Origin of the sequence: Sorangium sp. So ce1335, from assembly GCF_051521615.1 — a bacterium.
Classification (GTDB): Bacteria; Myxococcota_A; Polyangia; order Polyangiales; family Polyangiaceae; genus Sorangium.
This window is the reverse complement of record NZ_CP150363.1, coordinates 12,574,856-12,600,601: the sequence shown is the minus strand read 5'-3', so window position 1 is coordinate 12,600,601 and position 25,746 is coordinate 12,574,856. Positions and strand designations below refer to the sequence as shown.

Genomic DNA, 25,746 nt, shown 5'->3' with positions numbered 1-25,746 from the left:
GGAGAGCGCGACGAACTTGGACGACGCTCGCCCGATCGCGTATTCACGGGGGACAAGCCGGAGAAGGGCCGCGCCGCGGAGGGCTCGGCACAGGCGAAGTTTCCTCTGGTATCGTGACCCACCGGCGCCGCGGACCGCGGCGGCCGCCTGGCCGCCCGGCCGGGACGGCCGGGCGGCCGTGGCGGACCAGCCATGCCCCTCGCCGCTCGCCTCCTGCTCGCCTTCGGGCTCGTCGCGATCATCGCGACCGCGTTCGTCGGCCTGACCCTCCGCGAGGCGTCGCGCGAGATCATCGAGAGCGGCTTCGCCGACCGCATCGACGCGGCGCACGCCGGCGTGCGGCAGCAGCTCGCGTGGGAGGCCGACGCCCTGCGCGATCTGTTGCCGCCGCTCTGCCGGCACGACACGTTCGTGGACAAGGCCCACGTCGAGCTCGAGCGGGCCAAGGGCGACCCGGACGCCATGGATCCGGGGAGCCGCATCGCGCTCGCCCGGCAGGTGCCGAGCCAGGCCAAGGCGCTGCGGCTCGACGAGCTGTCGCTCGTGGCGGGCAACGGGGCCATCCTCGGGGCCGAGGACGCCGCGCGCACCGGCGCCCGCGACCGGCGGCTCGCGGAGCTCATCAAGGCGCCCGGGGGCGCGCCGCGGCTCCGGCCGGCCAGGGCGGGCGGCGAGCCGTCGCTGGAGGTCCACTGCGCGCTGACGGGCCACGGGGTGACGCTCGGCCTCGTGGGCGCGCGGCGGATCGGCCCGGTGCTCGCGCGCATCGGCGAGGCGTACGACGTGCGCCTCACGTCGGCGCGCGAGGGGCAGCCGGAGCCCAGGAGCAGCGACGCCGAGGTGGTGCGCGTCCTGCACTTCCCGGAGGTCCCGGGCCTCGACGTCGTCGCGTCGGTGTCGCGCGACCCGCTCCGGCAGGCGCTCGCGCGGCTGGATCGGTCGATCGCCCTGACCGGCGCGACGGTGCTGGCGATCGCGCTCGCGATCGCCGTGGTGCTGGCGCGCAGCCTGTCGCGGCCGCTCGTGGCGCTGGCCCGCGAGACGCGCGAGGTGATGAGCGGCGCGCCGCGGCGCGTCGAGGGGCGCGGCGGGCGGGAGATCGCGGATCTCGCGGCGGCGTTCAACGCGACGATCGACGAGCTCGCGGCGATGCGCAAGCGCCTGGCCGCGACGGAGCGCATCGCGGCGCGGCGCGAGGTGGCGCGCCAGATCGCGCACGAGATCAAGAACCCGCTCGCGCCGATCCGCGCGGCGGTGGAGACGCTGCGCCGGCTGCGGCAGCGCGACGATCCGGCGTTCGACGACTACTTCGAGGAGGCGACGTCGACGGTGCTCGACGAGGTGCACCGGATCGCGAACATCGTGACCGAGTTCACCCGGTTCGCGCGCCTGCCGCCGCCGAACCTCGAGCCCGTCGATCTCGTCGCCGTCGCGCGCGGGGTCGTCACGCTGCACGCCGCGCCGGCGTCGGGCGAGCCGACCGCCGGCGGGACGGGCGGGGCGGCGCCGCCGCGCGTGGAGCTCGTGGCCGACCCGATCCCGAGGGTGTCCGCCGACAGGGACCAGATCATCCAGGTGCTCACGAACCTCGTCCAGAACGGCATCGACGCGGCGAGCGGCGTCCGGCGCGATCCGCGCGTGTCGGTGACGATCGGCCCGCTGCCGAACGACCGCGTGCGCATCGTCGTGCGCGACAACGGGCCCGGCGTGGCGGAGGAGATGGTGCCGCGGCTGTTCGAGCCGTACGCGACGAGCAAGGAGAAGGGGACGGGGCTCGGGCTCGCGATCGCGCAGCGGATCGTGTTCGAGCACGGCGGGGAGATCAGCTACCGCAAGGCCCAGAAGGGGGGCGCGGTCTTCGAGATATGGCTGCCCGTCGCGGGGCCGCCCCTCCTCGAGAAGCCGCCCGCGGACACCACGCTGCGGCCCAGGGGGCCGGAGGCGCCGTGAGCCGCGCTGCCGGGCGCACACATCGACGCCCGCGCGGGCGCGGCGAGCGCGCCACAGCGCAACGGTCCGCCGGGAGCGCGCGCGGCAAAACGCCCCATCGGCGATGGGGTCCCGGCGGGGATCCGCGGTCGTTCCCCTGAAGCAAAGGGGTGGATGAGGGCGGCCGTGGGGCGAAGGGCCGACGCCGCCCCTCCGGCGGGCGACGGCCGGCTCATCCACGCTGCGGGACGGGGCCGCGCGCGGCGCGCGGGGCACGGGACATGAATGGCGCGGCGGCATGCACGCACGCTGGGCTCTTCCTCTCGCCGTGATCGCCGCGCTTCCGCTCGGTCTCCCGCTCGGTTGCCTCGACCGCCCGGACCGCTCCCGGGGCGAGCAGATCGCCGAGGCCGCTCCGCCGCCCGCGCCGGGGCCGCTCGACGTGCCGCCCTCCGCGCGGGACGCGGTGTCGCTCCAGGCGGGCTTCGCGCCGATCGTGTCGCGCGTGAGCGCCGCGGTCGTGAACGTCTCCTCGGTGCGCTTCGTCCGGCCGCCGACGCCGGAGCGCATCCCGTTCTTCTCCGACCCGCTCTTCCGCGAGTTCTTCGGGCCGCACCAGGACCGCGGGCGCAACGGGCCCGAGGAACAGCCGCTGCCGGGCCCGCGCGTCCAGCGCGAGCAGAGCGTCGGATCGGGCGTGATCGTCTCGCGCGAGGGGCACGTGATCACCAACGCGCACGTCGTGCAGGACGCCAGTCAGGTCCGCGTCGCGCTGCCGGGCAGGCCCGAGATGAGGGCCGAGGTCGTGGGCGTGGACGCGAGGACCGACATCGCGGTGCTCAAGCTCGAGGGGGGCGAGTTCGCGTTCACCCCGTTCGGCGACTCGGGCGCCGTGCGCGTCGGCGACTTCGCGCTCGCGATCGGCAACCCGTTCGGCATCGGCCAGACGGTCACCCAGGGGATCATCAGCGCGGTCGGCCGCGGCAACATGGGCATCGTCGACTACGAAGACTTCCTCCAGACCGACGCGGCCATCAACCCGGGCAACTCGGGCGGCGCGCTCATCAACATGGCGGGGGAGCTCATCGGCATCAACACGGCGATCCTCGCGCGCGGCGCGCAGGGCAACCAGGGGATCGGGTTCGCCGTGCCGTCGAAGCTCGCCCGCGCGGTGATGGAGCAGATCCTCGAGCACGGCCGCGTGATCCGCGGCGCGCTCGGCGTCGCGATCCAGGACGTCACGCCCGCGCTCGCCGAGGCGCTCGGGCTGCCGGCGGACACGCGCGGCGCCGTCGTCAGCGACGTCTCCGAGGGGAGCGCCGCGGAGAAGGCGGGCCTCCGGCGCGGCGACGTGGTCGTCGCGCTGCGCGGCGAGCACCTGGACGACGGCCGCGACCTGCGGATGCGCGTCGCCGAGTCGAAGCCGGGCGCCGAGGTGGCGCTGCGCGTGCTCCGCGACGGGCGGACCCTGGAGCTCACCGCGACGCTCGACGAGCTGCCGGAGCCGAAGCCGGAGGCGCCCGTGCAGGCGCCGGCGTCGACGGGCGCGCTCGGGATCGAGGTCGCGCCGCTCTCGGACGATCTGCGGCGGCGGTTCGAGATCCCCGACGGCGTGAAGGGCGCGCTCGTCGTGGGGCTCGGCCCCGGCAGCCCCGCGGCGCGGGCGGGGCTCGGCGCGGGGGACGTGATCCTCGAGGCGAACCGGAAGCCGGTGACGAGCCCCGAGCAGCTGAAGCAGGAGGTCGACGCGACAGGCGGCCGGCCGGTGCTGCTGCTGGCGTGGCGGGACGGGCGGACGCGGTTCGTGCTCGTCGAGCGGTGATGCGCGCCGGGCGCGGCCCGCGGCCGGCCGCTCAGTCCGCGATCGGCTGGTCGCCCGGCGTGACCGCCCTGCCCGGCCTGCGCCGCGCGACCTCGATCCCCGAGACGCAGACGGCCAGCCACATGCTGCCCGCCGCGAAGCCCGCGAGCACGTCGCTCAGGTAGTGGACGCCGAGGTACATCCGGCTGAAGCCCATCGCCACGGTCCAGCTCATCGCGAGCGCGACGATCGCGAGGCGGACGCGGAGCGTCCGGGCGAAGAGGACCCCGAGGTACGAGAGCATCCCGAAGGTGACGAACGTGCCCATCGAGTGACCGCTCGGGAAGCTCCACCCCGCGGCGACGGCGAGCGGCTCGTCGAACGACGGCCGCGGCCGCGCGAACAGGGCCTTGAGCGCGTAGTTGAGGAGCCCGCCCCCGGCGAGCGCGATGAGCCACCCGACCGCGAGGACGCGCTCCCCTCGCCCGAGGAGCACCGCGGCCACGGCGATCGCGACGACGGTGAGCGCCCAGCCGCTGCCGAGGTGGGTGAAGGCGCCGAGCGCCGCCACGCCGGCGCCGCTCGTCGCGCCGTGGAGCGCGCGGGCGAGCGCGAGATCGACCTGGACGAGCGGCGAGCCCCCGCTCACCGCCTCCGCGAGCGCGATGAACACGAGCGCGGCGACGCTGACCGCGAGGCCGAGGCCGAGGTGGATGACGAGGTACTCGGCCGCGGAGAGCTCGCGGAGCACGCGCGCGACCGCGGGGAACGCGGTCGCGAGCCGCTGCGTGACCGGGTGCTCGGCCGCCGCGCCGTAGGCCCGGATGGCCCGCCCCCACAGCGCGCGCGCGTGGCGCTCGGAGAGGCGGGCGACCGCGACGAGCCCGAGGATGGGGCCGACCGTCCCGGTCAGGAGCAGCGCGAGCAGCAGGAACGGCCTTGCGCCGACCGCCGCGGCGAGCTGCTCGGCGCTCAGATCCAGCGCTTCCATGGCGCAGCTCTAGCACGCTGCCGGGCCGGTCCGGCCAGGCAGCGCCGCCGAGCTCGCTCACGGGGCGAGCGACACGACCGCCGCGGGCGACGCGAGGTCGCTGACATGGGCGACGCGGATCTCGTCCTCCGACACGGAGTAGACGTAGTCCTCCAGGAACACGCTGCGCTTCACGTACGAGTTCGACTGGGTCCACCAGCTCGAGCAGCCGGCGTAGTACGGGTCCGAGCTCGTGTCGGGCAGCGGGTGCGGGACGCCGCCGACGGAGGTGAAGCCCTCGTCGACATCGACCTTGTAGACGAGGAGCCCGCTGAACTTCATCGCGTCGCCGAACTGGCCGCCGCCCCCGCCCTCGCAGATGACCATGGGGATGCCGAGGAGCCCCCGCTGGGCGAAGTAGTTGAACGCGAGGTGGTCTGTCGCGGCGTCGCTCGTGGAGCCGCGCGTCCCGATCACCTCCTTGTGCGTGAGCTTCGGATCATCGAGGTTCGTCACGTCGAAGATCTGGAGCATGATGCCCTGGAAGAACGCGAAGTCCCCCTGATCGTCGGCGTCGTATCCGATGCTCATGACGTGCCCCGGGTCGATCATGTGCATGTAGGTCGAGAACCCGGGGATCTTGAGCTCGCCGCGCACCCTCGGCGCCTCGGGGTTCGAGAGGTCGAGCGTGAAGAGCGGGTCCGTCTTCTTGAACGTCACCATGAACCCCACGTCGCCGTGGAAGCGCACGGACCGGATGTCCTCCCCCGGAGCGAGGTTGTCCGCGACGCCCTTGACGACGATCTCGCCGCCCTCGAGCTTCATCGAGGCGACCGTGTTGTGCGTGTCCGGATCGGGCAGGTGCCCCGTCGTCGTCGCCACGCGCAGATAGCCTTCGTGCTCGCTCATGGCGAACTGGTTGAGCACGCGCCCCTTCACGACGCCGCTCCCCATGTAGGCGCTCGGCGTGGCGCTGTCGCGGAGGGCGAACTGGTGGACGGTCGTCGCCTCGGGCGTCGCCTTCCCGTCGTCGTAGAACCAGCCGTACGTCTCGCCGTACGTGTGCCGGCTCGCCACGTACAGCGACCCGGCGTTCGCGTAGACGGCGCCCGGCTTGCCGACGACCGTCGTCTGCCCGAGCCCCTCGCCGCCGAGCTCGGTCGAGACGACCGAGAGGAAGCTATGGCCGTCGCCGGTGTTCGACAGGTAATAGTTCTCGCACCCCGCGAACGGGTCGTCGCCCCTCGGGTGCGCCACGCCGTCCCGGTAGATCGTGTCCTCGACGGTGGGCAGCTCCAGGTCGAGCGGGGCCGCGTCGATGAGCTCGAGGTTCTCCTGCACGAGCGCGTCGAACGCGTCGTTCACCGCGTCGACGGTCCCCGGGTTGAGCCCCTCCTCGGCGAGGGCGCAGGCGTCGATGCCGTCCGGGAGCCACGAGAGCCCGTCCACCGTCGGCTCGGGGGAGGAAACGACCGTGTGCACGACGTTGCCGATGCGCCGGGCGTTGATGAGCGAGCCGGAGAACTTCATCGTTCGCACGACGGTCGGCGCGGAGAGGTCGCTCAGATCGAGCTCGGTGACCACGAGCGGCCAGCCGTCTCCCGTGAACTCGCAGTCGTATCCGTACGTGCACTCGCCGCCGGGGTGCTGAGTGTAATCGCCGCCGGACGCCGGGGTCAGCGACGAGTACACGAGGGCGCGCTTGTCGTGGACGAAGAGCTTCTTCGGCTCCCCCTCGATCGCGACCGACGCGAGGCGGTGCGTCTCGGCGGCGGGCCACGCGTCGAAGATCTGGAGCTTTCCGTGGGCGAGGAGGTAGACGTGCCCTCCGTCGTTCTTGATGAAGTCCGCCTCGTCGACGTCCGCCTCCTGCGTGTTCGTCGTCGAGTACTCGGCGGCCTCGCCGCCGGCGTCTCCGCCGGCGGCCGGGCTGGTGGGGCCTCCTCCCGTCGTGGCCCCGGTGCCGCTGCTGGCCACCACGCCGCCGTCGAAGTACCAGTCGCACCCCTGTTCGATCCGGCTCAGGGTGCTCTCCCGTATCGCATCGACCGATTTGAGCATGTGCTGCTTCAGCCGCTCGCGGAGCAGCGCCTCGACCTCATCGCAGCTCGCCGCCGGCGTGAGCGCGCTCTGCGCGACGGTGATCACCTCGGGCTCGTCGGGCTCGTCGGGCTCGTCCGAGGTGCTCTGTCCGACCGAGCCGCCCGAGACGACCGAACAGGCGGTGAAGCCGACGCCGAGCGCCAGCAGAGACACGGGCGTGAACGTCCTGGGGAGTGAGCGCATGATAGGCCTCCGAGCCGGTTCGCCGTTGGATTGACGGCCCGCGGGCAAGCACGCGGCATGCCTCGTGATTTGATCAATAATTCCGCATGCTTGGAAGCCAATTCGATGGCACACGACGGCACACCCGTGCCCGGTATGACTCACAGGATCGGATCGGGGGCGCGCCGGCGGTCGCGGCCCATCGGTCCAGCGCCCCTGTCTGCTGGCGGTTCCTGCCGCGGCCCGCGGCCGCGCGGATTGCCACGCAGCGCGCCGCGCTGTTAGCCTCCTGCCGATGAGCGGCTGGAGCGAGGCTCGGGAGACGTGGGACCGAGACGTCCGCGCGGCGCGCAGCCGCGCGCGCGCGGCGATCGTCGGGCTCGGCGCGATGGCGGCGGTGGGGGCGTTCACGGGCCTCGTCGGGGCCTTGCACATCGCGCTGCTCCGCCGGGCGGAGGTGCCCGCGCGGGCCTGGGAGCTCGCCAACTCCCTCCGTGAGGCCGGCGGTCTCCTCGAGCTCGCGCTCGGGCTCGTGACGGGCGTGCTGTTCCTGCGCTGGATCTCCCGGGCCGTGGCCGCGGCCGACGCGCTCGAGCTCGTGCGCGGCTTTGCCTGGACGCCGTCCGAGGCGGTCATGGCCTTTCTCCTCCCCGTCGTGAACCTCGTGCAGCCCTACAAGCTGCTTCGCGACCTGCACGACAGCCTCGCGCCGGACGGCGCGCCCGAGCCGGCGCCGCGCCCTGTGCTCGACGGCGCGGCCGGCTACCGGCGCGTCGAGGTGGTGCACGCCCCGCCCGCGGGCGCCGTACACCACGCCGCGATCGGGGTGTGGTGGGGGCTCTACCTCGCGAGCGGCGTCCTCGGGTGGATCGCCTCGAGCCTGCGCGACACGACGGTGGCCGAGTTCATCCGGGTGAGGGGCGTGTTCATCGCCTCCGACGCCGCGGCGATAGCGGCCGCGCTGCTCGCCATGCGCGTCGTCCGGGCCGTCGACAGCCGCATCGCCGAGCGGCATCGACGGCTGCGGTACGCGTCCGACGACGAGCTCGACGGCCGCCTCGTCGAGCGAGATCGCCAGTTGCGGCAGGACCTCGCGAGGTTGCCCGGATTCGACGCGCCCCGGTAGCGCGCGCGGAGGCAAGGAATGACCCTCTACATCCCGACACGACATGTCGCGCTCCCCCGCGAGGCGTGGGACCCCGGCCGGGTGCAGGCCTGGCTAGAGCGATGGGCCGCCGACGCGCTGGCGATCCGGGCCCGGCAGCACTGGCCGCTGCATCCGCGCGACGCCGAAGATTTCGGGGGACAGGAGCCGCCCGGCCCGCTCCAGAGCCTGTACTTCGGCGCGTGCGGCGTCTGGCTCTCCCTCGCCCGCGTCGCCGCGGCGGGCCTCTGCGAGCTGCCGATGAGCCTGCCCGAGATCTTCGAGCAGGTGCTGGACGACTACGCGCGCGCGCCCGACACCGGCGAGCGCGTGCCGTCGTGGTTCCTCGGCGAGAGCGCGCCGCTCACGATGTGCTGTCTGGCGCGCCCCGACGCGCACAAGGCCGATCGCCTCGCCGGGATGATCCGCGACAACCGCGCCAACCCGACGCGCGAGGCGCTGTGGGGCGCGCCAGGGACGATGCTCGCGGCGCTGTTCCTTCACGAGGCGACGGGGGACGAGCGCTGGGCCGATCTCTTCCGCGACAGCGCAGCGGCGCTGTGGGAGAGCTGGATTCACGACGAGCCCCGCGACGTCTGGTTGTGGGAACAGGACCTGTATGGCCAGCAGGTCCGCTATGTCGGCGCCGGCCACGGCTGGGCCGGCAACCTCAATCCGCTCTGGCGCGGTCAGGCCCTGCTGAGCCCGGCGCAGCGGGCCGAGCTGCGCGCGCGGACGCTGCAGGGGCTCGGCCGTCTGGCGGAGATCGATGGAGAGCTGGCCAGCTGGCCTCCCCTGACGGAAGGGCCGCCGAAGCCGCTCGTGCAGTGGTGCCACGGGGCGCCGGGGATCATCACGTCGCTGCGCCACGCGGAGCTGCCCGAGGCGCTGCCCCTGTTGATCCAGGGCGCGCGGCTGATCGTGGCCGCCGGGCCGCTGGAGAAGGGGGTGGCCCTGTGCCACGGCACCGACGGCAACGGGGCCGCCCTCCTCGAGATGTACCGGCGCACCGGAGACGCCTCGTGGCTCGAGCGCGCCCGCGACTTCGCGATGTGGGCCGTGGCGCAGTCCGAGGCCGAGCTCAAGCGAGCTGGCCAGTGGCGCTACACCTTGTGGACGGGGGACGCTGGGCTCGCGTGCTTTCTGATCGACTGCCTCGAGGGGCGCAGCCGCGGCATGCCGGGAATCGACAGCTTGTGGTGACGGGCCTGATCGTCGCCGCCCGACCGCAGCCGGCGGGCCTGGCCGCCGCAGCCTGACCGCAGATCGCGGCCACGCCGGTTGAACTCATCGGCTCGCTCCTCTGGAGAGGGCGCCGGATCGACCCGTCAGCTCGCCAGCGCCGTCTCCCGCCGCGCCCCCTCCCCCGCCCCAGCGAGCGCCGCCCGGAAGCTCTGGATCGTCGCGTAGAGCCCCTGGCGCAGCGCGACGCGCGGCTCGAACCCCAGCGTCCGCCGGGCGAGATCGATCATCGGGCGCCGCTGCCTCGGGTCGTCCTCGGGCAGCGGCCGGAACGCGATCCGGCTCGCGCTGCCCGTGAGCCGCACGATCTCCTGCGCCAGCTCGAGCACCGTCACCTCCACGGGGTTCCCCAGGTTGACCGGCCCCACCTCCACCGGGTGCTCCATGAGCCGCAAACACCCCTCCACGAGATCGTCGACGTAACAGAAGCTCCGCGTCTGCGAGCCGGTCCCGTAGATCGTCAGCTCCTCGCCCCGCAGCGCCTGCACGATGAAGTTGCTCACCGCGCGCCCGTCGTCGATCGCCATCCGCGGCCCGTACGTGTTGAAGATCCGCGCGATCCGCCCCGACGCGCGCCCCTGACGGTGGAAGTCCATCACGAGCGACTCCGCGCAGCGCTTGCCCTCGTCGTAACAGGCGCGCACGCCGACCGGGTTCACCCGGCCGAGGTAGCCCTCCGGCTGCGGGTGGACCTCGGGGTCGCCGTACACCTCGCTCGTCGACGCCTGCAAGAGCCGCGCGCCGTGGCGCTCGGCGCACGAGAGCGCGTGCAGCGCGCCGAGCACGTTCGTCATCGTCGTGCGCACCGGATCGACCTGGTAGCGCGCGGGGCTCGCCGGAGACGCCATGTTGTAGATCCGGTCGACCTCGTGATCGAACGGCACGGTCACGTCGTGCTCGACGAGCCAGAAGCGGCTGCTCCGCATCAGGTGCGCCACGTTGGCGGGCGAGCCCGTCGAGAAGTCGTCGAGCGCGATCACCTCGTGGCCGTCCGCGAGGAGCCGCTCGCACAGGTGCGAGCCGATGAAGCCGGCGCCCCCCGTCACCAGGATGCGCATGCACCTCCCCACCGTCCTGCCGTTCGCGTCAACCATCGGAACACCTCCGCTGTCGCAATGCCGCCCCTCGTACACCGCCGAGCCCACCCCCGCCGCGACGGCGGCTCCCCGCGTCGAGGACCTCGCGCGTGTGGCGCTCGAGCGCCTCCGCCCTGTGCGCCGCCGTGTGCTCGGCGAGGGCGCGCCGGCGCGCGCGGCGCCCGACCGCGGCGCGCGCCCGGTCGGGCATGTCGCAGAGCAGCCGCAGCGCGTCCTCCGTCGACCGCGCGATCAGGATCTCCTCGCCCGGATGGAAGAAACGGTCGATCCCAGGCCAGCCGTCGCTCACGATCGCCGCGCCGCACGCCGCCGCCTCGAACAGGCGGGCGCCCGGCGAATACCCGGCGTCCGCCGCGCCCCGCGGCGTCACGTCGAGCGTGAACCGCTGCGCGCTGTAGAAGCCCCTGTGCGCGCCCGCCGGGATGCGGTCGACGCGCGACACGTTCTCCGGAAAGTCGACGCCCGCCGGGTAGCCCGCCCCCGCGACGGCGAAGCTCGACCGCGGCAAGAGGCGCGCGGGCTGGAGGAGCAGGCGCTCCAGCGGGCCGTGGACATCCTCCCGGTGATCGCCGAGGTGGCCGAGATCCCAGACGCACGCCGACGGCTCGGGGAAGTAGATCTCCGGATCCACGCCGCAGTACAGCGGGCGCGCCCGCGCCGCGCCGTGACGCCGCTCCAGGAGCTCGATCGTCGGGCCGCCCGCCGACGACAGGTAGAGGTCGTAGCGGGGCAGCAGCGCCGGCGTGATGTGCTCGTGCTGCCCCGCCGCGAGATCGCGGAGCGTGCCGTGCGTGTCGAGGTCGTGGAACGCGGCGCGGCCGCCCGCCTCGCCCGTCGCCCACGCGCCGACGGCGGCCCCCTCGGGCACGCGCGATCCGACGATCACGAGATCCGCCCGCCGCACCGCCCCGGAGAACCGGTCCTTCAGCTCCTCGAGGCTCGCGTACCGCGCCACCTCGCCGCGCCGGCGCGCCGCGAGGTCGCCGTCCGGGCAGGGCGTCTCGTCGCGCTCCAGGAACAGCGCCGTGTGCCCGCGCTCGACGAGCGCCCGGAGCAGCCCGCGGTAGGTCGTCGCGTGCTCGTCGCCCCGCGGCGAGGTGATGGGCGGCCCGAGGAAGACGTAGCTGTAGCCGGACGCGCTCATGCGAGCGGGCTCCTCGGGTGCGCGGGGCGGCAGCGGCGGACGCCGGACGGCGGGCCGCGATGATCCACCTCGTCCTCCCCGTCGCCGGCGGGCCGGAGCGACGGCGCGAGGAGGAGCTCGTCCACGAGGTCGAGCAGCGTGTCGACGCGGTGCGCGCACGTGTGGCGCGCGAGCACCGTCCGGCGCCCGTGCTCGGCGATGCCGCGCGCGAAGCCGGGGTCGGCGAGGAGCGCGCGCAGGTGCTCCGTCATCTCCGCGCCGGTGCGCGCGACGAGGTAGTCGCGGCCGGGCGAGAGGAGGCGCTCGGCGTCGCCCCACGGCGCGCTCACGAGCGGGATCCCGCACGCGAGCGCCTCGAGGGCCCGCATCGCCGGGGCGCCGCCGCGCCGCGCGTCCCGCGGCCGCGGCGGGATGTGCACCGTGACGCGGGCGCGCGCGAGGGCGTCGGGCACGAGGTGGGCCGGCAGCCAGCCGGCGAGCTCGACGCCGGCGTCCGCGAGCTCCGCGCGCGCGCGCTCGGGGTAGCCCGCCCCGTGCACGCGCGCGCGCAGCCCGAGCGCCCTCACCGGCTCGATCAGGAGCTCGCGCAGCGCCGCGGCCCGCTCGCCGTCCTCCCAGTCGCCGATCCACACGAGATCGCGCTCCTTCTCGACCTCCGGCAGCGGCCGGAAGAGGCGCGCGTCGGCGGCCTCGTGCCACACGACCGCGCGCCCCGCGACGCCGAGGCGCAGGTACAGCTCGCAGAGGCTCTTTGCGGCGCCGAGCACGCAGTCGTACCCGGAGAGATCGCGCCGCACGATCGCGGCCGGATCGGTGAGCAGGCGGCGCTCTGCGTCGTGGAAGAAGAGGCTGTAGCCGCCCGCTATCGCGCGGTGCTCGCCGAGGCGCCGGACGAGCGCGGCGTCGCTCCGCTCGTGGACGAGCGCGGCGTCGACGCCCTCGAGCGCGGCGTCGAGGTCCAGCGCGGCGAGCGCGTAGCGGCGCGGATACAGGCGCGGGTAGACGGCGGCCGCGTCGAGCCACGCGGCGTGGGCGCAGGCCGCGGCGGCGCGCGGGGCGGGCCGGGCGTCGCCCAGCGCGGAGGGCGGCGCGGAGGGCTCGGGCGGGTCGAGCGGCTCGAAGACGAGGACGTCGTGACCGCGCGCGTCGAGCTCCGCCGCGACGCCGCGGAGGAAGCGCGCGCTCCCGTGGTGGTCCCGATCGGAGAGCAGCGAGCGACAGAAGAGCGCTATTTTCATGGTGTCCCGCAGGGCGTCGTCGAGGAGGGAGGGCCGTCCAGCCGGGGCGCCGCTGGCCGGGCCGCGAGCGCGAGGGCGTAGACGTCGAGGTAGCGGCGGGCCATGGCGCGCGGGCTGAAGCGCACGGCGCGCCGCCGGGCGAGCGCGCCGAGCGCGTCGCGGCGCGCGGCGTCCCGGATGAGCTGCTCGAGCGCGCCCGCGAGCGCGGCCGCGTCGTCCGCGGGGACGTAGACCGCGGCGTCGCGCCAGATCTCGCGCAGGCTCGGCAGGTCGCCGAGCACGAGCGCGCAGCCCGAGAGGCCGGCCTCGAGGATCGACATGCCGAACGGCTCGTACCGCGCCGGGGAGGCGTAGATCGCGGCGCGGCCCATCCACCACGCGAGCTCGCCCTCGCTCACCCACCCGAGCGAGCAGAGGCTCTCCCCGCTGCGGCGCCCGACGCCGCCCGGCGCGACGTCGCTCCCCGCCACGAGCACCGGCCACGGGAGGCGGGGCGCGACCTTCTCGAGGGCGGCGAGGTTCTTTGCCTCGTCCCAGAGCCGGCCGGCCGCGAAGACGAACGCCTCCTTCGCCGCGGGCGCGAACCGCCGCCTGTCGCGCGCGTGCGGGATGACGTGGCCGCGGCCGACGCCGAGCGCCCCGTACTCGCCCGCGAGCGCGCTCAGCATCGCCGCGCTCGGCGCGACGACGGCCTCCGCGGCGCGGAGCCCCTCCGCGACGCGCGCGCGGTACCGCTCGTAGCGCACCGGCGCCGGCCGCCGGTGCACGGCGCGCCACCACGACAGCGCGCACGCGTGCGCCACGACGACGCGCGGCGCCACGAACGGCAGGGCCGCGTGGCAGTACCCGTTCAGATGGACGAGGTCGGGCCGCGTCCGCTCCTCGAGGCCGAGCAGCCAGTCGCCCGCGGCCGCCACGTCGTCCCACGGGTCGTCCATCCACTCGAGCCGGTAGGCGCCCTCGGCGAGCTCGAGCCCCGGGATGGCGGCCGCGTCCGCGCGCGCCGCGGGCGACAGCGGCTCGCCGAGCACCGCGAGCACCGTGGCCACGCCGGCGCGTGAGAGCGCCCCGGCGAGCTCGATCGCGGAGGTCCACACGCCGCCGTGCGGCTCGGCGGTCATCAGCACGCGTCCAGGCCGCGGCCGAGGCGCCGCCGCCGGGGCGCCGCCGTCACCGCGCGCCATGCTCGAGCTCCGCGAGCGGCAGCGGCCGGCTGTCCTGGAGATCGCCGAGCTTCCGGTGCTCGGCGATGTAGTGGGCGTGCGCCCGCTCCCAGGCGCCGTCGTCCGGCGCCCCCCACCGCGCGGCGTACGCCGGGGAGCCGGGGTACGGGAACGCGGGGGCCGGCTCGTTGGCCCACACGCCGAGCCCGAGCAGCCGCTGCCGCCACGCCTCCACCGCGCCCGGATCGTCGTCGCTCGACGAGACGAGGTTGGCCTGCACGAACGGCACGCTCCTGCGCGCGTGGACGAGCAGCGCGGTGAGCTCCTCGGCCGACGCGCTGCACCGCCTCGCGGGCGCGTCGGCCGCCTCCCTCGACGGGCCGTCGACGCAGGCCTCGATCGAGACGCACCCCGCGCGGCCGAGCCGATCGAGCATCTCGCGCGACCAGCTGTCGATCCTCAGCTGGACGCCGAACACGACGTCGCGCGCGCGCAGCGCCTCGAGCAGGGCCCTGTCGGGTGGGAAGCGCTCGTCGATGAAGTAGACGTACCGGACGCCCTGGGCGAGGAGGCCGTCGAGCTCGTCGAGCACCGCCTCGTCCGGGCGCCTCCGGGGCCGCTCGCAGAGGCCCTCCCCCGCGCGGGCGGCGCGGCGGTAGGGGCAGCCGCGCGAGGCCTCCAGCTCGGCGCCCGGCCCCTCGGGCACGGCGTCGAAGCGGCCGTGGTGGTGCAGGTGCCGCGCGATCGTGGCGCCGTCCCACCGCAGGGCCACGAGCTCCCTCGGGCTCGTGGCGTGGGGGCCGCCCTGCACGTGGTCGACGCCGTTCCTGCGGTAGGCGATCGACGGGATCTGCCAGAAGCGCGACTCCGGCGCGCCCGCGAGCCGGACGAGGATCTCCTCGCACTCGCCGAGGACCACGACGTCCACGCCGAGCTTGCGGAGGGCCGCGCGCGGCGTCGACGAGCCGTGGGGCCCGACGGCGACGAGGAGGCCGCCGTGGCCGCGCAGCGCGGCGGCGGTCGCCATGGGCACGCGCAGCTCGGGCGGCGGACAACGCCAGGAGAGGTAGCTCGGCGCCGTCGCGATCGCGGTGAGGTCCGGGCGGAGCGTTGCGACCTCGGCGCGCAGCGCGACGAGGTCGATCCCGCGCGCGTGGGCGTCGAGGAGGGCGGCCTCGTGCCCCGCGCGCTCGAGGAGCGCCCTGGCGTACCCGAGCTCGAGCGGCAGGTGCGGCTCGCGGCAGCCGAGGTACACGCTCCCCTCGAAGCTCCAGGGCGGGTTGACGAGCGCGACCTTCATGAGGCCATCCCGAGCCGGCCGTGCCGGCCGAGCCCGGCGGATACGGGGGCGTCCGCGTAGGCGGCCTCGAGGCGCTCCTCCACGCCGAGGCGCCATTGATAGAGCGCGCGCAGCCCATCGCGGACGGCGACGCGCGGCGCCCAGCCCGTGAGCGCCTGGAAGGCGCGGCAGTCGGAGACGTAATAGCGCTGATCGCTGGGCCGCCACCCGGCGAGCGAGACGGCCGGGCGTCGCCCGTCGAGCTCGGCGATGAGGTCGAGCAGCTCGACGAGGCTCACCGCCCTCGCCGGGCCGCCGCCGACGTTGAAGGCGCGGCCCGCCGCGGGCCGGATGTCGCGCCGCGCGAGCAGGAGGGCGTCGACGAGATCGTCGACGAACAGCGCGTCGCGGACCTGGAGCCCGTCGCCGTACACCGTGATCGGGTCGCGGCGGATCGCGCGCGCGACGAAGTGCGCGATCCACCCCTGGTCCTCGCTCCCGAACTGCCGCGGGCCGTAGGTGCAGCTCACCCGCAGCACGGCGGCGTCGAGGCCGAAGACGCGCGCGTAATCGAGGACGTACTGGTCCGCGGCGCCCTTGGAGCACCCGTGAGGGGTCTGGAGATGGATGGGCCGCTCTTCCGAGATGCCGTGTTCGCGCGTCCGCTCGCAGCGGGGCTGATACCGCTCCTCGCCGCGCTCGAGCGGGAGGTCGGCGAGCGCGCCGTAGACCTTGCTCGTGGAGGCGAAGAGGAGCGGCGGGGGCCGCTCCATCTTGCGGACCGCCTCGAGCACGTTGAGCGTGCCGCGCGCGTTCACCTCGAAGTCGAGCGCCGGGTCCGAGGCGCTCCGCGTGGCGGCGACCTGCGCGGCGAGGTGGAAGACGAACGAGGCGCGCCGCACGGCGTCGATCACCGCCTGCTCGTCCCGGATATCGCGTTGCATGATCTCCACGCTGCCGCCGTGGCGCTCCTTGAGGAGCGCGACGTTCCGCTCGACGAACGCGCGCGCGAGGTTGTCGAGGACGAGGACCGGCTCTCCGTGGCGGAGGAGCCGATCGGCGAGGTGAGAGCCGATGAACCCGGCTCCCCCCGTGATCAGGACATGGTCAGGCATAACTTGCTCCGTTCCGGTCTGGACGAGCAGCCGTCGGCGAGAGAGCGCACCTCGGGAACGGGCGGCGAAAGGCGGCGCACGAGGCAGATCGTCTGCCCGCCGCGCGATGTCCCCCCCCGGGTCCGCGCCGCGCTGCGCGGGGTTCTCTGGGGACACCGATTAACATGCGGTGTCGGGCCCCGCAAACCGATAAGAGGCGCTTTGTCTCTCGGGCTGTGTCGCGCCTGGCGCGCTCCCTGGGCCGCGTACGGGGCCGCCGGATGGCGGCGTCGACTCGATGTGTCGCAAACCGCTCTCGACGCGAGATCCGGTGTTCGAAGAGGCGATGAGAGCGGCCCGGGACAGGGCCGAGAAGGAGGGCGCGCGCTCGGCGCGGGGCGGAAATGGCGGGGGTGAGGCGGAGGCGGCGGGGACGCGCGCTCGGCGCGGCCTCCGGGGGTCAGCTCGCGATCGGCTGGCCGGTCAGGCGCAGGTAGATGTACGCGTACCCGAGGGCGGCGATGGGCGCGGCCACGATCGTGCCGACGCAGCAGGCGAGCAGGCCGCCGAGGATGAGCGCGAAGGCGAGCAGGGCATAGACGAACAGACCGCCCTTGTGCCCGGTCGTGATTCGCCAGCTTTCCTTCATCGCGTCGATGGTGCCGAGGTTCTTATCGACGATGCACATCGTCGTCATGCTCAGGCCGAGCCCGAGGATGACGCCGGGGACGATCAGGAAGAGGGCGCCGACGAAGACGGCGATGGATGTGAGGATCTGCGCGCCCAGGATCGGGAGGAACCACTGGCCGCCGGCGAGGATGTCGTTGAACGAGTAAGGCTGACCGCGCGCCACCTTCAGCAGGAGCAAGGAGAGGCCGCCGGCGAAGTAGCTGCTGATCGCGAGGCCGACGAGCTGGAGCAGGAGCTGGACGGCCGCCCCCAGACCCGGCGCGTCCCTGGCGAGCGCGCCCTGGATGCCGCCGCCGAGGCCGTTGGGGAGGCCCGCCGCGATGCCGACGACGGCGACGGCGCCGATGATGACGGCGGGGTCGCGCTTCACGCGCTCCCAGCCGAACGACGCCGCGTCGGCTGCTCCCCATGCGGTCGAGCCGCCCGCGCCCGGGGGCTGGCCGTAGGCGCCGCCGCCCGGGGGCTGGCCCCAGCCGCCGCCGCCGCCCGGGGGTGGACCGTAGCCGCCGCCCGGAGGCTGGCCGCCCGGAGGCTGCCCCCAGCCGCCGCCGCCCGGGGGCGGACCGCCCGGAGGCTGCCCCCAGCCGCCGCCGCCCGGGGGCGGACCGTAGCCGCCGCCCGGCGGCTGGCCGCCCGGAGGCTGCCCCCAGCCGCCGCCGCCGCCACCCGGAGGCGGGCCATAGCCGCTGCCGCCCGGCGGTTGACCGTAGCCGCCGCCCGGCGGCTGCCCGTACGCTCCACCCGGCGGCTGCCCGTACGCTCCACCCGGCGGCTGCCCGTACGCTCCACCCGGCGGCTGCCCGTACGCTCCACCCGGCGGCTGCCCCGGCGGCTGCCCGTACGCTCCACCCGGCGGCTGCCCCGGCGGCTGCCCGTATGCGCCCCCCGGCGGCTGCCCCGGCGGCTGCCCGTATGCGCCCCCCGGCGGCTGCCCGTATGCGCCCCCCGGCGGCTGCCCGTACGCTCCACCCGGCTGGCCATACGCGCCGCCCGGCGGCTGCCCGGGTTGACCATAGCTCCCGCCCGGCGGCTGACCTTGCCCCGGCGGCTGGCCGTAGCCGCCGCCCGGCGGCTGACCTTGCCCCGGCGGCTGGCCGTAGCCGCCGCCCGGCGGCTGACCTTGCCCCGGCGGCTGACCGTAACCACCACCGCCCTGACCGCCCCCCGATCCCCCGCCCCAGCCGCCTTGGCTCATCTTGTCTCCATCGGTATCGGTGTGAACACCAACTACCCCCCAGCCGACCAACGCCACCACCAGCCGACCAACGCCACTATACGTGGAGCGCGTCGTCGCGGAACCACCAACACGCCCCTGGCGCGCGCCGAAAGCCCATGTCCTCGGGACGGCTCGCTCCACCTACCTGCATACCTGCCTGCGCTGCTTGCGCTGCCTGCTACCTGCCGCGCGAACGACATCGGCACGAAATGAACGGGCAAGAAACCGGAGAGCACGAAACCGAGGAGGATCACCTCGGCGGCGCGCCATCCAGGCAGAGGCCGGCGATGCTGCTCGTGAACGAGGTTCCATCCGCACGACGCACCTCGACGGAGTTGCCCGTGAGCGGCGATGAGAACACCTCCTCCACGACGCCGGTCCCCTCCTTCGCCGTCACCGCGCGGCCGACGAGCGCGCCCGGCGACACGGCCTCGATCGGCGCCCCCGGCGCGAGCGCCTGCTCCTCGGGCAGCTCCGTGCGCCGGAAGCCGCCGAACCGCACCGCCGCGCCGCCGTCCGTTCCTGACGCAACTTTTCCGACACACTGTCCAACCGGCGTGCTGACGACCGCGTAGCGCACGGCGGCGTCCACCGGCGGCCGCCTCGACTCGGCGATCACGACGGCGACGACGGCGACGGCGAAGACGGCCACCGGGACGACCAGCGCGGTCGCGACGACCGCCGCGGCGGCGCCCGACGTCGCCCGGCCGAACGAGGCGAGCTCGGCGCTCACGGCCTGCTCGAACGACCGGAAGATGACGACCTGCCGCGCGCGCACGCGCTCGAGGACGGCGGGCGCGACGAGGTTGTCGGCGCCGCAGAACCCGCAGCGCGCGATCATCCCGCTGCCGCCGTCGTCGCCGCCGCCGTCGAGCGGCGCGCCGCACACGTGGCACGCCGCCGGCTCACCGGGGGCCGCGGGCGGTCGCGCGGCGCACGCCTCCTCGAGCCGGCGCTGCCGGCGGCGCACCAGCGCGAGCACGGCGGCGCCCGCGCCGACGGTGCCGAGCCACGCGGCCACCACCATGCCCCCGGTGACGAGCCTCCCGTCGCGGTCGGCGCTGATCCAGAGCCCCAGCAGGACGAGCGCGGCGAACCCGGTGATCGGCACCGACGCGAGCGCGAACACGACGAGGAGCCGCGCGTGCCGCCGCGACGCCGTGGCCAGCGTCCGCCGGAGCGCATCGGAGAGCTGGCGGCGGCGCACGTCGGCCTGGAGGACGATCTGCGCCGCGGCGCGCAGGCCCTGCGCCGCCTCCGCGGGCGGCGGGCCGCGGTGGTGGCACGCCGCGCACGCCATGAGATCCGGGCTGGCGAGGGACACCGGCGCAGGTCGCCCGCAGCGCGGGCAGTGCACGGCGAGCATCGGCCGATTCTACGGCAGCCGCGTCTCGGCACGTCAAGGCGCCTCACCGCGCGTCCCGCCTCGCCCCGCCGGCCCGCCTCCCCGCCGGCGCGAGCTCGCGGAGCGCCGCCGACAGCGAGGAGAACGTGGCCAGCCCGTCGAGGTCGACGTCGACGAGGCCCGTCGCGATCTCGGGGCGCACGCCGACCAGGTAGACCCGCGCCCCGAGCAGCGCCGCCGCGCGGCTCGTCATGCCCAGGAGGTGGGCGACCTGGGCGTCGACGAACGCGACGCCCGTGAGGTCGAGCAGCACGCAGCGCGCCTCGTGCCGGCTCACCGCCTCGGTCACCTTCTCGAGCACCTGCTGCGCGCGCCCGCCGTCGATCATCCCGATCAGCGGCACGAGCAGCACCCCGGGCAGGAGCGGGATGATCGGGCAGCCCAGCTCGCGCACCGTCTCCGACAGCGCGCGCTCGATCGCGAACGCCTTCTGCAGGTCGGCGTGCTGCGTCGACAGCGACTCCAGCAGCGCGTCGCGCTCGAGCGCCGCGCCGAGCAGCGTCCCCCAGATCGCGACCGTGCCCTCGTCCCCGGTCATCGCGACGACGGTCGGGCCGACGAGCGCCAGGATCCCCCAGTCGCGCTGGGCAGAGCGGATCGGCAAGAGAAGCACCATGAACGTGCCGTCCGTGGCCGACGGCGGCAGCATCTCCGCCGGCGGAAACGCCTCGATCGCGCAGCGGCTGCCGTCCGGGGGGACGGGGCTGCCGTCGCGGCTGTAGGCGCCGGCGACGACGAGGCCGTCGCGCGCGGCCGGGTCCTCCCACAGGGCGAGGCAGCCCCAGACCACCGTGGTCGTCTCGAGCCACCCGAGCGACCTGTATTCCTGCCGGGTGCCGCCGAGCAGCGCGAAGCTCACGTCGTGGTTCGTCCTCGCGAGCACCCCGAGCTGGTGGACGTGCTGTGTCTCGGCGCCGAGCCGGGCCCGCGCGATCGCGAGGCGCGTCAGCTCGAGGAAGTCGTCCACCCGCCGCCGGGCCGCGGCGTCGAGGGGCGCGCCGCGCCGCTCGGGGAGCTGGCCCATCAGCCGGGCGGTCGCCATCAAGGTCCCGAGATCGGGCGTGATGTCGACCGCCTGCCGGTAGGCCCTCTCGAGCTCGGCGGCCGGCGCCGGCGCCGTGCCCCGGAGCGCCGCGAGGAACATGTCGACGACCCGCGCGACCGCCGGCCATACCGCCGTCGGCGGGGTGTCGGGCGGGAGCGGCTGCGGCACGAGCAAGAGCTCGACCATCTGCCGGGCGAGGGCGCCGCCGGCGTCCTCCTCGGACGCCGCGCTGGGCGCCGCGCCGTCCGTGTCGAGGAAGCTCTGGATCACGTTGCACCCGCACGAGCTCCGCTGGATCAGCGCGTTCGCCGTGCGCACGCCCCCGGGCGGGGGGGCCTCGCCGTCGATCATCGAGGCGATGAGATCGCACGCCGCTCTCCCCATCATCTCGAACCGCTGGCGTATCGTGGTCAGCGGCGGATCGGCGCTCTGCGCCTCCACGACGTCGTCGAAGCCGACGATCGCGAAATCCTCGGGGACACGGACGCCCGCCGCCTTCATCGCCGACATCATCCCGAGCGCGTTCTTGTCCGTGCCGAAGACGGCCGCCGTGCACGCGGGCAGCTTCGAGAGCAGCGCCGGCGCGGCGCCCCGGCCGCCGCTGTACATGTTGTTGTCGCACGCGATGACCAGGTCGGGATCGAGCGGGATCCCCGCCTCGGCGAGCGTGTCCTTGTAGGCGTCGCGGCGCTCGCGCACGTCGTACGCGGCGAAGTTGCCGACGAACGCGATGCGCCGGTGCCCGTGCTCGATGAGGTGGCGCACCGCGCTCCGGATGCCGCCGTGGTTGTCCGGGAGCACGGCGGGGCAGTCGATGTCCGAGGGGCGGGCGCCGAGCGTGATGAACGGGACCCCGGCGCGCGCGAGCTCCTCGAGGCCGTCGAACTCGATGATCACGATCCACCCGTCCACCTGCTCCCTGGCGAGCGCGGGCGCCCGGACCTCGGACGGCGTGCCGCGCAGCACCAGCGTGCGGATCCCCCGCTGCTGCGCCGCCTCGTGAATGCCGATCAGGACAGGGCCCCAGAAACTGCCGGAGAGGATGGGGGCGATGACCCCGACGGTGCGAGGGCGGGCCGCCCCGCGCGCGGGCTCGGGCGGGCGCGCCTCCGGGCCCGGGGCGCCGACCTTTGCGCCGGGCTGCCGCCCCGCCGTGCCGGGCAGCTCGCCCCACTGCTCTGGCAACGGAACCCCACTGCCCTGGCGACCCTGACGCATGCCCAACCGCCTCCTGCTCCGCGCCTGGCCGCCCTCCCCACGATTCGTGCGGAACGACTGCAGCGTACACGCTGTCCCGACCGCCCGGGCGAGAAGTATGATGTTTGCCCCTGAACGCGGGGGAAATCGTCAACCTGCTGACATGGCCACCTCACGCGCGGCGTGCGGGCGTGCGACCCGGCCGCCGTCGCCCGACCACGCGCGGCGCTTTCCGGCGGCGGGCGCATCGGGCGAACCGCTGGGTGGTATCGTCGTGCGATGCGGTACCGCGACGAACGGGACGCGCTGCGCGGGCGCGTGGAGAGCCTCGAGGAGCAGCTCGCGACGGCCAGAAAGGAGCTCGAGGACCGCCGCGACGACGACAGGGCTGCCCGCGTCGAGCAGATCGAGCGCCAGATGGCGGACGCCCGTCGCGTGCTCGACCAGCTCGGCCGCGAGCTCGACGCCGTGCGCGGCCGGCCGAGGCGGACGCCGTCCGCGCCGGTCCTGGCGCTGATCGCGGGACTCGGGCTCTGCGCCGCCGTGCCCGTGTACGTGCTGTCGCGGTCCGCGACCGAGGCGCCGGCGCGCCCGGTCAACGCCGTTGCGCTGCCGACCCCGCTCCCTGCCGCGCCGCCGCCCGAGCCGCCGGCCGCGGCCCCCGCGCCGGCGCCGCCGACGCCGAGCACGCCGGCCCCCGAGAGGCCGCTGCGCACCGCGACAGCGACCTGGAAGGCGACCGTCACGCGCGCCACGGGGCTCCCGCTCGCGCCCGGCGCGGCGTGCACCGTCGAGGCGGAGCTCTCGAGCGCGGGCGACGACGTCCGTGTGCCCTCGCTCCAGGTCGTTTGCGGCGGCAAGCCGATCTACCGTTCGAGCGATCCGCTCAACGGCATGTCGATGTTCAGCAGCGGCGTGGAGGAGGACTCCGGCCCGGAGCCGGGCACCCATGCCTATGCGATCTCCTACCAGGACAAGGGCGATCGCGTCGGGGACCGATCCGAGGTGTCGCTCGACAGCATCCGCAGGGCCGGCGCCGTCTGGCGCGACGCGGCGCCCGCGTACCGCGTCGAGCTCACGCTGGCTTACCAGAGCTCGCCGGTCGCGGGGGAGCCGCTCCTCGACGCCACCCGCAGGGCGGTGCGCCGGGCCGCGCGCGTCACCGAGGCCACGGGACCGAGCCCGGTGAAGGCGGGCGCGAGGTGCGCGCTCCAGGTCTCGCCGCTGCCGCGAGGCGGCAAGTGCCTCACGCGCATCGCGTGCGGCGGCCGCATGCTCTACGGCGCGGGCACGACCGGCGTCTCCGAGTGCACGGTGGAGGGGGACCAGGTCGCCCGCGTCCACGACGGGAACACGACCCAGAGCGGGGGCGACCCGGCGCTCGATCTCGATCTCGCGACGGGGCGCGCGACCGTGCGCGACGAGGAGAAGCGCGGCGCGTGGACCGTCGGCATGCAGCTCGATCCGGCCGCGGGAGAGGGCGAGTGAGGCCCGGGGCTCGACGTCGATCCACGTGAATCGACACTTTCCCTTGCCCGGATGAGAATTCCAGACGAGTCGACGCAAGTATTCGACACTCGCCACGCGCTGAAAACGTCGCATTTTGCGCGATCGCCTGAGTCCTCGAGGTGGTATGTCTGCGGCGCTCGGCACCGCTGGGGGTGACCCGCACCTCAGGCGGTGACCCGTCGCACACCGGACCACCTCGCGCCGGGTCGGGCCGCGTGCCCGGCGGCCGGGCGGCGGAGCCGGTCGATTTTTTTTCGAGGCACCGATGATTTCGATCGGGCGCGAGGGTCCATGGATTCGAACCCGGACAGAGAGGCCACCATGAACGCGATCTCCACCGCCATTCACCATGCCGCGCCGACCCGAGACGAGAACGACACGCCCGAGGCCGGCGTCGCCCCCGGCGCCGCCGCGACCGGCTCGCCGAGCGAGCACCAGGGGCCGGTCCTGCGTTCCAGGAAGGCGCTCTGGGCTGGCCGGATCCTGAGCGGCCTCGCCGTCCTGTTCCTTGGCTTCGACGCCACGGGCAAGCTGCTCCAGCCGCCGGAGGTCCTGGAGGGCACGACGAGCCTCGGGTACTCGGCGAGCGTGATCTTCCCGCTCGGGGTGCTCCAGGTCGTGTGCCTGCTCTTCTATGTCATCCCGCGCACGGCGGTGCTCGGGGCCGTGCTCTGGACGGGGTATCTGGGAGGCGCCATCGCGACGCACGTGCGCATCGGCAACCCGCTCTTCACCCACACGCTGTTCCCGATCTACGTCGCGGCGCTGATCTGGGGCGGGCTCTGGCTGCGCGATCGGCGGCTCCGCGCCGTCCTCCCGCTCCGGTCCGAGGTGTGAGGGGAGACGACGCCCGCGAGGACCGGTGAGCTGGAGTCCCTCGCGACATCGAGGCATCAACGCATCGCAGAGACAAGGACGTTCGCGGCGCGGGCCGCACGGAGGCAGACATGTCGATCAAGAGCCTGAATCCCTATCTGATGTTCGACGGGACGGCCGAGAAGGCCATCAAGTTCTACGAGAGCGCGCTGGGCGCGAAGAGCGAGGGCCCGCCGATGCGCTTCGGCGACATCCCGGGCGACAACCCGGCCCCCGAGAACAAGGACCGGATCATCCACGCCACGCTGCGTATCGGCGGGGGAGTCATCATGATCAGCGACACGATGCCCGGCATGCCGGCCCCGAAGGGGAGCAACACCGAGGTCTGCCTGCACTTCGAGGATGCCGCCGAGATGTCGAAGGTGTTCGACGCGCTCGCCGCGGGCGGCAAGGTCACGATGCCCCTCCAGGACACGTTCTGGGGCGCGAGGTTCGGCACGCTCACCGACGCGTTCGGCATCCAGTGGATGTTCAACTGCCAGAAAGAGAACTGTCAGGGTCAGCAGACGTGATGTAGAGGCGTTCGCCGCGCCGCGGCCGAGGCGGCGCTTCGGAGGCCGCTCCGCGGGCGCGCCTCATCGCATCTATCACGTTGAGCGAGCCAGAAATGAACCGCCAAGACGCCAAGGACGCCAAGAAGAAGACGATGTCTTGGCGTCCTTGGCGTCTTGGCGGTTCGAAGTCCTGCTCGTTTCAGGCGGGTTCAACCCGTTTGTCGCTCTAGCGCCGCAGCGACTTGTAGACCATGTAGCCGAAGCCGAGCGTCAGCACGGCGAGGATGGCTCCGCCGAGCGTGACGTACGGCAGGATCTTCTCCCGCGCTTGCCGCTCCATCTCGCCGACGCGGCTCACGAGGTCCTCGCGGACCGCGTCGGCCCGCTGCTCGAGGCGCTCGCGCTCCGGCGAATTCTTCGCCTCGCTGTCCCTGACCGCGGGGCCCGCGGCGCCGGGGGTCACGGTGATCCGCTCGAGCTCTTCCAGGTTCGCGCGGACGTGGGAGCGGAGCAGGGCGGCGCGCTGTTCCAGGTCGTCGATGCCATTTGCGTTGGTGCTCATGCGATCTCTTCCTTCAGCAGGTTGGCCTGGGCCTGGGCGTGCTCCTTCGTGGCGTCGAGCGGCGGCTCTCGCGGGATGGCCCGGTAGCCGACCAACCCGGCGATCGCCGCCGTGACGAGCAGGACGCCCGCGATGACGAGCGCCGGCACCGCCCCGCCCAGCGCGAGGGCGGCCGCGACGAGGAGCATCGCGAGCATCAGGATGGCGGCGGCGAAGGCGACGCCGAACGCGATCGCCGCGTTCCTGAGCCTGGCGAGGTCCTGCTTCGTCTCGTTCCTGGCGAGCGCGATCTCGATCTTGATCAGCTCCTGGGTGTCCTCGATGGCGTCTCTGACGAGATCGACGAGCCCGCTCTCCTTGGGCTGCTGGTTGTTCGCCATGGCTTC

The 25,746-nt window shown here is 74.3% G+C and carries 20 protein-coding genes; 7 read left to right on the top strand and 13 right to left on the bottom strand.

Going from position 1 to position 25,746, the window contains the following annotated elements; translation table 11 throughout:
• Positions 1 to 192: 192 nt before the first annotated feature.
• Entirely contained in the window at positions 193 to 1,950 is a 1,758-nt protein-coding gene (locus WMF24_RS47005) for a sensor histidine kinase (RefSeq protein ID WP_437734021.1), read from the top strand.
• 307 nt (positions 1,951 to 2,257) lie between these two features.
• Positions 2,258 to 3,751, top strand: a complete 1,494-nt coding sequence (locus WMF24_RS47000) for a Do family serine endopeptidase (RefSeq protein ID WP_437734020.1) — start codon at positions 2,258 to 2,260, stop codon at positions 3,749 to 3,751.
• Between the two features lie 31 nt (positions 3,752 to 3,782).
• Here WMF24_RS47000 and WMF24_RS46995 read toward each other — a convergent pair whose 3' ends face one another.
• The gene (locus tag WMF24_RS46995) at positions 3,783 to 4,721 is read right to left on the bottom strand and encodes a phosphatase PAP2 family protein (protein WP_437734019.1); all 939 of its coding nucleotides are present in this window, start codon (positions 4,719 to 4,721) and stop codon (positions 3,783 to 3,785) included.
• Between the two features lie 57 nt (positions 4,722 to 4,778).
• Positions 4,779 to 6,986, bottom strand: coding sequence for a beta-propeller domain-containing protein (locus WMF24_RS46990; RefSeq protein WP_437734018.1), 2,208 nt, complete (start codon positions 6,984 to 6,986; stop codon positions 4,779 to 4,781).
• Positions 6,987 to 7,260: 274 nt separating this feature from the next.
• Here WMF24_RS46990 and WMF24_RS46985 point away from each other — a divergent pair, with 274 nt between their 5' ends.
• Together WMF24_RS46985 and WMF24_RS46980 are read left to right on the top strand one after the other, a co-directional pair.
• On the top strand, positions 7,261 to 8,091 hold the full coding sequence (locus WMF24_RS46985; protein ID WP_437734017.1) for a DUF4328 domain-containing protein: 831 nt from the start codon (positions 7,261 to 7,263) through the stop codon (positions 8,089 to 8,091).
• A gap of 18 nt (positions 8,092 to 8,109) precedes the next feature.
• Complete coding sequence (locus WMF24_RS46980; RefSeq protein WP_437734016.1) at positions 8,110 to 9,312, top strand: lanthionine synthetase C family protein; 1,203 nt, start codon at positions 8,110 to 8,112, stop codon at positions 9,310 to 9,312.
• A gap of 125 nt (positions 9,313 to 9,437) precedes the next feature.
• Here the strand turns inward: WMF24_RS46980 and WMF24_RS46975 are convergent, their stop codons facing one another.
• The 9 genes from WMF24_RS46975 to WMF24_RS46935 all read right to left on the bottom strand — a co-directional run bounded on the left by WMF24_RS46975 (position 9,438) and on the right by WMF24_RS46935 (position 21,940).
• Positions 9,438 to 10,445 carry a UDP-glucuronic acid decarboxylase family protein gene (locus tag WMF24_RS46975; RefSeq protein WP_437734015.1) on the bottom strand — a complete coding sequence of 336 codons (1,008 nt, stop codon included), beginning with the start codon at positions 10,443 to 10,445 and terminating at the stop codon, positions 9,438 to 9,440.
• Complete coding sequence (locus WMF24_RS46970; protein WP_437734014.1) at positions 10,438 to 11,592, bottom strand: CgeB family protein; 1,155 nt, start codon at positions 11,590 to 11,592, stop codon at positions 10,438 to 10,440. Before WMF24_RS46970 ends, WMF24_RS46975 begins: the two co-directional genes overlap by 8 nt.
• The gene (locus WMF24_RS46965) at positions 11,589 to 12,830 is read right to left on the bottom strand and encodes a CgeB family protein (RefSeq protein ID WP_437734013.1); all 1,242 of its coding nucleotides are present in this window, start codon (positions 12,828 to 12,830) and stop codon (positions 11,589 to 11,591) included. The genes WMF24_RS46970 and WMF24_RS46965 overlap by 4 nt, the downstream gene beginning before the upstream one ends.
• Positions 12,827 to 13,951, bottom strand: coding sequence for a glycosyltransferase family 4 protein (locus WMF24_RS46960; protein WP_437734012.1), 1,125 nt, complete (start codon positions 13,949 to 13,951; stop codon positions 12,827 to 12,829). Before WMF24_RS46960 ends, WMF24_RS46965 begins: the two co-directional genes overlap by 4 nt.
• Before the next feature lie 49 nt (positions 13,952 to 14,000).
• Positions 14,001 to 15,293 (bottom strand): TIGR04295 family B12-binding domain-containing radical SAM protein, encoded by a 1,293-nt coding sequence (locus WMF24_RS46955; RefSeq protein ID WP_437734011.1) that lies wholly within the window; start codon positions 15,291 to 15,293, stop codon positions 14,001 to 14,003.
• The gene (locus tag WMF24_RS46950) at positions 15,290 to 16,387 is read right to left on the bottom strand and encodes an SDR family NAD(P)-dependent oxidoreductase (RefSeq protein ID WP_437734010.1); all 1,098 of its coding nucleotides are present in this window, start codon (positions 16,385 to 16,387) and stop codon (positions 15,290 to 15,292) included. The genes WMF24_RS46955 and WMF24_RS46950 overlap by 4 nt, the downstream gene beginning before the upstream one ends.
• Before the next feature lie 439 nt (positions 16,388 to 16,826).
• Positions 16,827 to 18,251 (bottom strand): hypothetical protein, encoded by a 1,425-nt coding sequence (locus WMF24_RS46945; RefSeq protein WP_437734009.1) that lies wholly within the window; start codon positions 18,249 to 18,251, stop codon positions 16,827 to 16,829.
• 271 nt (positions 18,252 to 18,522) lie between these two features.
• Positions 18,523 to 19,638 (bottom strand): hypothetical protein, encoded by a 1,116-nt coding sequence (locus WMF24_RS46940; protein WP_437734008.1) that lies wholly within the window; start codon positions 19,636 to 19,638, stop codon positions 18,523 to 18,525.
• 43 nt (positions 19,639 to 19,681) lie between these two features.
• Entirely contained in the window at positions 19,682 to 21,940 is a 2,259-nt protein-coding gene (locus tag WMF24_RS46935) for a substrate-binding domain-containing protein (RefSeq protein ID WP_437734007.1), read from the bottom strand.
• A gap of 258 nt (positions 21,941 to 22,198) precedes the next feature.
• On the opposite strand from WMF24_RS46935, the gene WMF24_RS46930 reads away from it, so the two are divergent.
• The 3 genes from WMF24_RS46930 (at position 22,199) to WMF24_RS46920 (ending at position 24,816) form a co-directional block, all read left to right on the top strand.
• A complete protein-coding gene (locus WMF24_RS46930) occupies positions 22,199 to 23,407 on the top strand; it encodes a hypothetical protein (protein WP_437734006.1) in 1,209 nt (402 codons plus the stop codon).
• Between the two features lie 342 nt (positions 23,408 to 23,749).
• Complete coding sequence (locus WMF24_RS46925) at positions 23,750 to 24,265, top strand: DoxX family protein (RefSeq protein WP_437734005.1); 516 nt, start codon at positions 23,750 to 23,752, stop codon at positions 24,263 to 24,265.
• Between the two features lie 110 nt (positions 24,266 to 24,375).
• On the top strand, positions 24,376 to 24,816 hold the full coding sequence (locus WMF24_RS46920) for a VOC family protein (RefSeq protein ID WP_437734004.1): 441 nt from the start codon (positions 24,376 to 24,378) through the stop codon (positions 24,814 to 24,816).
• A gap of 208 nt (positions 24,817 to 25,024) precedes the next feature.
• Here the strand turns inward: WMF24_RS46920 and WMF24_RS46915 are convergent, their stop codons facing one another.
• On the bottom strand, positions 25,025 to 25,360 hold the full coding sequence (locus WMF24_RS46915; protein ID WP_437734003.1) for a hypothetical protein: 336 nt from the start codon (positions 25,358 to 25,360) through the stop codon (positions 25,025 to 25,027).
• Positions 25,357 to 25,740: a phage holin family protein gene (locus WMF24_RS46910; protein ID WP_437734002.1), complete on the bottom strand. Its 384-nt coding sequence runs from the start codon at positions 25,738 to 25,740 to the stop codon at positions 25,357 to 25,359. Before WMF24_RS46910 ends, WMF24_RS46915 begins: the two co-directional genes overlap by 4 nt.
• Between the last annotated feature and the right edge of the window lie 6 nt (positions 25,741 to 25,746).